The organism is Bradyrhizobium centrolobii (genome assembly GCF_001641635.1).
GTDB lineage: Bacteria > Pseudomonadota > Alphaproteobacteria > Rhizobiales > Xanthobacteraceae > Bradyrhizobium > Bradyrhizobium centrolobii.
In genome coordinates, this window is the sequence record NZ_LUUB01000049.1 from 36,717 (window position 1) to 44,833 (window position 8,117).

At 64.9% G+C, this 8,117-nt stretch carries 7 protein-coding genes; 6 read left to right on the plus strand and 1 reads right to left on the minus strand.

Features of this window, described 5'->3' with window-relative positions; translation table 11 throughout:
* Nucleotides 1-33 precede the first annotated feature (33 nt).
* Nucleotides 34-669 carry a TetR/AcrR family transcriptional regulator gene (locus AYJ54_RS13385; RefSeq protein ID WP_063699373.1) on the minus strand — a complete coding sequence of 212 codons (636 nt, stop codon included), beginning with the start codon at nt 667-669 and terminating at the stop codon, nt 34-36.
* A gap of 204 nt (nt 670-873) precedes the next feature.
* Here AYJ54_RS13385 and AYJ54_RS13390 point away from each other — a divergent pair, with 204 nt between their 5' ends.
* The 6 genes from AYJ54_RS13390 to AYJ54_RS47150 form a co-directional block, all read left to right on the plus strand.
* On the plus strand, nt 874-2,214 hold the full coding sequence (locus tag AYJ54_RS13390; protein ID WP_063699374.1) for an HlyD family secretion protein: 1,341 nt from the start codon (nt 874-876) through the stop codon (nt 2,212-2,214).
* A 204-nt stretch (nt 2,215-2,418) separates the two neighbouring features.
* On the plus strand, nt 2,419-4,005 hold the full coding sequence (locus AYJ54_RS13395; RefSeq protein WP_063699375.1) for a DHA2 family efflux MFS transporter permease subunit: 1,587 nt from the start codon (nt 2,419-2,421) through the stop codon (nt 4,003-4,005).
* A gap of 246 nt (nt 4,006-4,251) precedes the next feature.
* Complete coding sequence (locus tag AYJ54_RS50660) at nt 4,252-4,419, plus strand: hypothetical protein (RefSeq protein WP_161491850.1); 168 nt, start codon at nt 4,252-4,254, stop codon at nt 4,417-4,419.
* 75 nt (nt 4,420-4,494) lie between these two features.
* Nucleotides 4,495-6,294: an ABC transporter ATP-binding protein gene (locus AYJ54_RS13400; protein WP_063699376.1), complete on the plus strand. Its 1,800-nt coding sequence runs from the start codon at nt 4,495-4,497 to the stop codon at nt 6,292-6,294.
* A 72-nt stretch (nt 6,295-6,366) separates the two neighbouring features.
* Entirely contained in the window at nt 6,367-7,773 is a 1,407-nt protein-coding gene (locus tag AYJ54_RS13405; RefSeq protein WP_063699377.1) for an MATE family efflux transporter, read from the plus strand.
* A gap of 119 nt (nt 7,774-7,892) precedes the next feature.
* Nucleotides 7,893-8,117: leucine zipper domain-containing protein (locus AYJ54_RS47150; RefSeq protein ID WP_145929183.1), on the plus strand; the 225-nt coding region annotated here is incomplete at its 3' end.

Below are 8,117 nucleotides of genomic sequence, written 5' to 3' on the forward strand. Positions count from 1 at the left end.
CGCGCCTTTGCCCGCCCTACGGCCTTGCCGTTCTCACTTTCTCCGGTACGCCGCCAGAAACATCCGCGTCGCGCTGTCGACCACCTCGGTCATGCGTTCCTCCGACGGCGCGGGGGCGGCCTGGAAGACGAAGGGCAGGAACAGCGACGCCTTGCACAATTCCATGAACTGCGAGGCGGCGAGGTCGCAATCGTCGATCTTGAGATCGCCCGAGGCAACATGGGCCGTGAGATATTCGGCGAGCCGGTTGATGGTCTTGTCGAGCACACGTGCGTAGTAGCGGCGGCCGACGTCCGGCATGCGCTCGGCAATTGCCATCACGGTGCGGATCGCTGATCCGCCACCTGGACGGCAGAGCAGATGGATGTAGGCCGAGCCGAACTCCTTCAGCGTGGTCTCGGCATCCCGCGAGGGATCGAAATTGAACACAACCTGGCCGTGCTGGAGCGCCTCCTGCTCGAGGATTGCCTCGAACAGCGCGCATTTGTCGGCGAAATAGACGTAGAGTGTGCCCTTGGAGACGGCGGCGGCCCGCGCGATCTCGCCCATGCTGGCGCCGTCGAAACCGAGGTCCATGAACACCTTGCGGGCGCCGTCCAGGATCTGGCGGCGCTTGGAGCTGTCCTCTTCGGAGACAAGACGCAGATGTTCGCGGTCGACTGCAACCATTGGTTTAGTTTCTCGAAAGGTTTTGTCCGGGCTTAGACCGATTCCGGACCATGGAAAACCCAAAGAAAGGATTCGGGCCAGTAGGGTCCTTCGTAGGGAACTATTTAGATTGACCGAACCGTTCGGTCAATGATATCGGCGAGAGAGGGGCTGGGCCGCACGGTGGCGCGTCCCGGCTCGCGTTTTTTCATTGGGGAGGCCTTTATGGCCGCATCGAGAGACCAGGCTGCGCGCGTCCTTCGCCAGGACTCCCTGGACCAAGCGTCCGACCACACACCGGAGCAGACGGGTGGGGAGGTTGTGACCGAGAAGTCCGCCGCGCTGGCCGAGCAGTTGCGCTCCCGCGTGGTCGAGGAAACCAAGCGCCACACCGTCGAGGTGCCGGAGACTCCCGTGACCGACAAGCCGGCCCCCAACGCACCGGCGCCCGGCGCGCCTCAGGCCGGTGCTCCCAAATCCGGCAAGCGCAAATTCGTCCTGATGGGCGTCGGCCTCCTGCTGGCGCTCGCGGCGGCGAGCTATGCCGGCTACTACACGCTGATCGGCCGCTTCTACGTCTCGACCGACGACGCCTATGTCCGCGCCAACAACACCATGCTGGGTGCGCGTGTCGCCGGCCACATCTCCTCGATCCTCGCCGGTGACAACACTCTGGTGCACGCTGGCGACACCGTCTTCCGCATCGACGACGGCGACTACAAGATCGCCGTCGATGCCGCCGCGACCAAGATCGCGACCCAGCAGGCCACCATCGATCGCATCGGCCGTCAGGTCGCGGCGCTCGACAGCCAGGTCGCGCAGGCCAAGGCGCAGCTCGTATCTGCCGAGGCGGGCCTCAAGCGCGCCGATCTCGACTACGAGCGCCAGCAGGCGCTGAGCAACAAGGGCTTTGCCTCGCGTGCCACGTTCGAGACCTCGGAAGCCGGACGCGACCAGGGCGCCGCCGCGGTCAAGGCCGCGCAGGCCGCCTACGACGTCGCGGTCAGCAATGTCGACGTCGCCAAGGCGCAGCAGGCCGAAGCGCAGGCGCAACTCGCCGAGCTCAAGACCTCGCTCACCAAGGCCGAGCGTGATCTCAGTTTCACCGCGGTGCGCGCGCCGGTCGACGGCACATTCTCCAACCGCCTCGTCAACATCGGCGACTTCGTCGCGGTCGGCCAGCGTTTGGGCAATATCGTGCCGCTCGACGCGGTCTATATCGACGCCAACTTCAAGGAAACCCAGCTCAAGCGCATCCGCCCCGGCCAGCCCGTGACGATCAAGGTCGATGCCTACGGCATGCGCAAGTTCAGCGGCGTGGTCGACAGCATCGCGGCGGGCGCGGGCTCGGTGTTCACGCTGCTGCCGCCGGACAACGCCACCGGCAACTTCACCAAGATCGTGCAGCGCGTGCCGGTCCGCATCCGCGTGCCGAAATCGGTCGCCAGGCAGAACCTGCTCCGAGCGGGCATGTCGGTCTACGCGACCGTCGACACCAACAAGGGCGCGGCCGACGCCGACGACGAGATCGATCTCGACGATCCCACCATGATCCATCCGCAGTAGCGCGGGTGGATCATGATGCTCAGCGCGAGCGCCGCTTCGTCCTTCACCTCTCCCGCAGGGAGAGGTCGGATCGCATCGCTAGATGCGATCCGGGTGAGGGGTTTCGCTCTCTCGTGGGACCTGAGCCCCTCACCCGGCGCTACGCGAGCTCTCCCCGATGGGGAGAGGTGTACCGAACTCGCGGCTTGAGTCAGAGCTGACACCATGGCCAACGCCACGACCGCTTCACCTGCCATGATGGCGAACCCCGCTTCGGAGCGCATCGCGCCGAAGCGGCTGTTCGCCTTCATCATCATGGTGTTCGGGATGTTCATGTCGATCCTGGACATCCAGATCGTCTCGGCGTCCCTGAGCGAGATCCAGGCGGGCCTGTCGGCGAGCTCAAGTGAGGTCTCCTGGGTCCAAACCGCCTATCTGATCGCCGAAGTGATCGCGATCCCGCTGTCGGGATTCTTGTCGCGCGCCTTCGGCACGCGGCTGTTGTTCGCGATCTCGTCCGCCGGCTTCACCTTCTCGAGCCTGCTCTGCGGCTTCGCCACCACGAGCGAGGAGATGATCCTCTGGCGCGCGCTCCAGGGCTTTCTCGGCGCCGGCATGATCCCGACGGTGTTCGCCTCGGCCTACACGGTATTTCCCCGTTCCAAATTCCACGTCGTCGGTCCCATCATCGGCCTCGTCGCGACACTGGCGCCGACCATCGGACCGACGGTCGGCGGCTACATCACCGACGCGATGTCGTGGAACTGGTTGTTCTTCATCAACGTCATTCCCGGCATCGGCATCACCATCGGCGTGCTGGCGCTGGTCGATTTCGACGAGCCGCATTTCGAGCTGCTCGAACGTTTCGACTGGTGGGGCCTGATCTTTATGGCGGGCTTCCTCGGCGCGCTGGAATATGTGCTGGAGGAAGGCCCGCAGTATGAATGGCTCCAGGACACCTCGGTTGCGATCTGCACCGCGGTCTGCGCGGTCTCAGGGATCGCCTTCTTCTGGCGCGTGCTGACGGCGGCCGAGCCGATCGTCAATCTGCGCACCTTCACCAACCGCAATTTCGCCGTCGGCTGCACGCTGCAATTCTGCATCGGCATCGGCCTCTACGGCCTGACCTACATCTATCCGCGCTATCTCGCGGAAGTGCGCGGCTACAGCGCGCTGATGATCGGTGAGACCATGTTCGTTTCCGGCATCACCATGTTCCTGGTCGCGCCGCTGGTCGGCCGGCTCATGGCGTCGCTCGACATGCGCTACATGATCGCGTTCGGCCTGATCGTGTTCGCGATCGGCTCCTACCAGATGACCTGGATCACGCGCGAGTTCGACTTCTACGAGCTCCTGATACCGCAGATCCTGCGCGGCATCGGCATGATGTTCGCGATGGTGCCGACCAACAACATCGCGCTCGGCACGCTGGCGCCGGACCGGGTGAAGAACGCGTCCGGACTGTTCAACCTGATGCGCAATCTCGGCGGCGCGGTCGGGCTTGCCGTCATCAACACCGTTCTCAACGACCGCACCGACCTGCACATCACGCGTCTGCAGGAGCGCGTGACCTGGGGCAATGCCACCGCGACCGAAACCCTGAACATGTTCATGCAGAAGTTCCAGGGACTTGGCGATTCCACACTGATGGCGATGAAGCAGCTCAGCCAGATCGTGCACCGCCAGGCCGTGGTGATGAGCTTCGGCGATGCCTTCTTCATGCTGACGCTGTTCTATCTGGGCCTCAGCGTCCTGGTCACGCTGCTGAACAAGCCGGCTTCGCCGTTCGGCGCCGGCGGCGACGCGCATTAAAGGCCTCATGCGCGCTGTCATCGCCCGCGCAGGCGGGCGATCCAGTATTCCAGAGGCCGCGCAGCTAGAACCGAGGAGCCGCGGCGTACTGGATGCCCCGCCTTCGCGGGGCATGACAGCGGAGATCAAATCGCCGGCGAAGCGCTCAATTTGCAACACTCGCGCGCGATCTCGCGCGAGCCGTGTTGCAAATCAAACCTGACGCATCTATAAAGTGCACCTCATTCAATCGAACCGGGGAGGGATTTGCATGATTTCGTCGCATTCGCAGATCGCACGCCCGCGCTCGATGATGTTCTGGCTCGGTATGTGCTCGGCCTTTTAGAGGCCTTTTCCGCCAGCTTCGATTGGGCCAAGGTTTCGGCCAAGCGTCCCGATCGCTCCGCTTCCCAAATCAAAGCCAATCTTAAGTGACGCCGTTTCGGCCTTCGTGGCCGGCATGCGTCCATCGATGGAGCCGGCCCGCGGCAAAAGCGGCCGGATGATGCCATGACCGCTCTATCAAAAAAGTCCGCGGCGATACGCGTGGTGCTGCCCTTCGTGTTCCGGCACTGGCTGAAGCAGCCGGGGCGTGGCCTCGTCGTCGCCGGCGGACTGCTAGGCGCGACCATCGCCGACCTGTTCATGCCGGTGTTCTCGGGGCATCTGGTCGATGCGCTGACGCGCGGCCCGTCCGACCCGGACGCGCGTCACGCCGCGCTGGTCGCATTCGGCGCGATCGTGGCGCTCGGCGCGGCCTCAATGGTGCTGCGGTTGACCGGGCTGCAGGCGATCGTGCCGTTCTCGCTGAAGATCATGTCCGATGTCGCGCAGGATGCCTTCATGCGCGTGCAGCGCTTCTCGACCGACTGGCACGCCAACTCGTTTGCGGGCTCCACGGTGCGCAAGATCACCCGCGGCATGTGGGCGCTCGACCTGTTGAACGACACCATCCTGATGGCGCTCGCGCCCTCGCTGCTGGTGCTGATCGGGTCGATGATCCTGCTCGGGGTGCACTGGGCCTCGCTCGGCCTCGTGATCGCGCTCGGCGCGGTGCTCTATGTTGCGATGACGGTGCTGTTCTCAACGCGCTACATCGCGCCGGCCGCGCGCGTCTCCAACGCCTGGGACACCAAGGTCGGCGGCACGCTCGCGGACGCGCTGACATGCAATGCGGTGGTGAAATCCTTCGGCGCCGAAGCGCGCGAGGACACCCGGCTCGCCCGCGTCGTCAACCGCTGGCGCGTGCGCGTGCGGCGGACCTGGCTGCGCTACAACTACACCGCGCTGTCGCAGCTCTCGCTGCTGCTATGCCTGCGTGCGTCGGTGATCGGTGGCTCGGTCCTGCTGTGGATGTCGGGGCGCGCTTCGCCCGGCGACGTCACCTATGTGCTGACCAGCTACTACGTCATCCACGCCTATCTGCGCGACGTCGGCATGCACATCAACAACCTCCAGCGCTCGGTCAACGACATGGAGGAGCTGGTGGCGATCCATGACGAGGCGATCGGCATTGCCGATGCGGCTGACGCGTGGCCGATCGCGATCGAGGGCGGCGAGATCGTGTTCGACGACGTCACGTTCCACTATGGCGGCTATCGCGCGCCGCTGTACGACGGGCTGTCAGTGACGATCCGCGCCGGCGAACGGGTCGGCCTCGTCGGCCGCTCCGGCTCCGGCAAGACGACCTTCGTCAAGCTGGTGCAGCGGCTCTATGACGTCACCGGCGGCCGCGTGCTGATCGACGGCCAGGACATCGCGCTGGCCACGCAGCAGTCGCTGCGCAGCCAGATCGCGATCGTGCAGCAGGACCCGATCCTGTTTCATCGCTCGCTCGCCGAGAACATCGCATATGGCCGGCCCGGCGCCAGCATGGAGGCGATCGAGCAGGCGGCGCGGCTGGCGAATGCGCACGACTTCATCCTGCGCCTGCCCAAGGGTTACGGCACGCTGGTCGGCGAGCGTGGCGTGAAGCTGTCGGGCGGCGAGCGGCAGCGCGTGGCGCTGGCACGCGCCTTCCTGGCCGACGCGCCGGTGCTGATCCTGGACGAGGCGACCTCGAGCCTCGATTCGGAATCGGAGGCGCTCATCCAGCAGGCGATGGAGCGGCTGATGAAGGGGCGGACCTCGATCGTGATCGCGCACCGGCTCTCAACGGTGCGCGGCCTCGATCGCATCCTGGTGTTCGACCGCGGCAAGATCGTCGAGCAGGGCACTCACGCCGTGCTCGCAGGCAAGCCGGGCGGCATCTATCGCGGCCTGTTCGAGCGCCAGGTGGTGGAGCTCGGGCACATCGCAGCAGCGGAATGAGGATGGCGGCGTGGCTAACGGAACGGTCTCCGGAAGCCGCGCCGCCAAGGAATGCGTCAAGGATGGACTGACATGAAGGACCTGACACGCGGCTCCGTTGTGAGCCACATCCTGAGCATGGCGCCCCCGATCGTGGTCGGCATGATCACGATCATGATCTGCCAACTGGTCGACCTGTACTTTGTCTCGGGACTGGGCGAGGCGGCCGTTGCGGGCGTCGCCGCGGCCGGCAACGCGGGCTTTCTCGTCAATGCCCTGATGCAGGTGCTCGGCGTCGGCACGGTTGCGTTGATCGCGCACGCCGTCGGGCGCAAGGACCGCGGCGACGCCAATCTCGTTTTCAACCAGTCGGTCGTCCTGTCGGCGCTATTCGGGCTAGCGACGTTGCTCGCGGGCTTTGCGCTGTCGCGCCGCTACATGCGCTCGATTGCCGCTGACGAGACCACCATTGAAGCCGGTACCACCTATCTTCTCTGGTTCATGCCGGCGCTTGCGCTGCAATTCGCCACGCAGGTGATGGCGTCCGCGCTGCGGGCCACCGGCATCGTGCGGCCGAGCATGCTGGTGCAGGCGCTTGCCGTGATCATCAATATCGCGCTGGCGCCGGTCCTGATCATGGGCTGGGGCACCGGACACGCGCTCGGTGTCGCCGGCGCAGGCCTTGCAAGCTCGATCGCCGTCTTCATCGGCGTGCTGATGCTGCTGGTGTATTTCCTTAAATTGGAGCGCTACGTCGCCTTCCATCCCGCGCAATGGCGCCCGCAGCTCCGGCAATGGAAGAGGATCCTCAATGTCGGCCTGCCTGCCGGCGGCGAGTTTGCGATGATCTTCATCTTCATGGCCGTGGTCTATTACGTACTGCGCGATTTCGGCCCGGCAGCGCAGGCGGGATTTGGCATCGGGACACGCGTCCTGGGCTTGATCCAGATGCCGGCGCTCGCCATAGCCCTCGCCGCAGGGCCGATCGCCGGCCAGAATTTCGGCGCCGGGAATAGCGATCGCGTGCGGGAGACCTTCGTCAAGGCGGCGCTGATCGGCACCGCCGTGATGATCGCCTTCACGCTTCTCGCGCAACTCAAGCCCGGGCTGTTGCTCGCCGGCTTCTCGAACGATCGGGAGACCATGGCAGTCGCCTTGCTTTTCCTGCGGATCATCTCGTTCAACATGGTGGCGCAGGGGCTGATCTTCACCTGCTCCAGCATGTTCCAGGGCCTCGGCAACACCAAGCCGGTGCTGTGGAGTTCCGCGATGCGAGTCTTCACGTATGCGTTGCCGGCGATCTGGCTCTCGACGCGGCCCGGCTTTCGGATGGAGCACGTCTGGTATTTGTCGATCGCAGCGACCACGCTGCAGGCTGCCATGAGCTTGTGGCTGTTGCGCCGCGAATTCGGCAAACGCCTGGTGTCGCGCCGGCGGGAGGAAGCTGCGGAGCAGGCTGCGCCTGAGCCCGTTGCGCCTCCCGCACGCGCGCCCGCGTAGCGACGGCTTGTCGCTCACCCACGGCTCCGGCTAGATGTGAGCTTTCAGGAGGTTGTCCATTCGGCCCTGACCGAGGAAGCTGAGGTTGCTGAAGCTTCAGATTCCGAGGGGAGAACCGAATGGACACCCATAAGAATGCGCCTCTGACGCCGAAAGGTCGAGAGGCCATGGTGCGGAGTGTGGTCGAAGGTGGCCTTACGAAGGCCGCAGCCGCGCTCCAGTTCAACGTGACAGCGAAAACGGTTGCCAAATGGGTCAAGCGCTTCCGCGAGGAAGGCGTGGACGGGTTGCGTGATCGCTCCTCACGGCCCCTTTCATCGCCGAGCCAAACCCTGCCTGCCACA

Excerpts from the sequence above, each read along its gene's own strand:
- AYJ54_RS13405 (WP_063699377.1), top strand. The coding sequence starts at position 6,367 with ATGAAGGACCTGACACGCGGCTCCGTTGTGAGCCACATCCTGAGCATG.
- AYJ54_RS13390 (WP_063699374.1), top strand. The coding sequence starts at position 874 with ATGGCCGCATCGAGAGACCAGGCTGCGCGCGTCCTTCGCCAGGACTCC.
- AYJ54_RS13385 (WP_063699373.1), bottom strand. The coding sequence starts at position 669 with ATGGTTGCAGTCGACCGCGAACATCTGCGTCTTGTCTCCGAAGAGGAC.
- AYJ54_RS13395 (WP_063699375.1), top strand. The coding sequence starts at position 2,419 with ATGGCCAACGCCACGACCGCTTCACCTGCCATGATGGCGAACCCCGCT.
- AYJ54_RS13400 (WP_063699376.1), top strand. The coding sequence starts at position 4,495 with ATGACCGCTCTATCAAAAAAGTCCGCGGCGATACGCGTGGTGCTGCCC.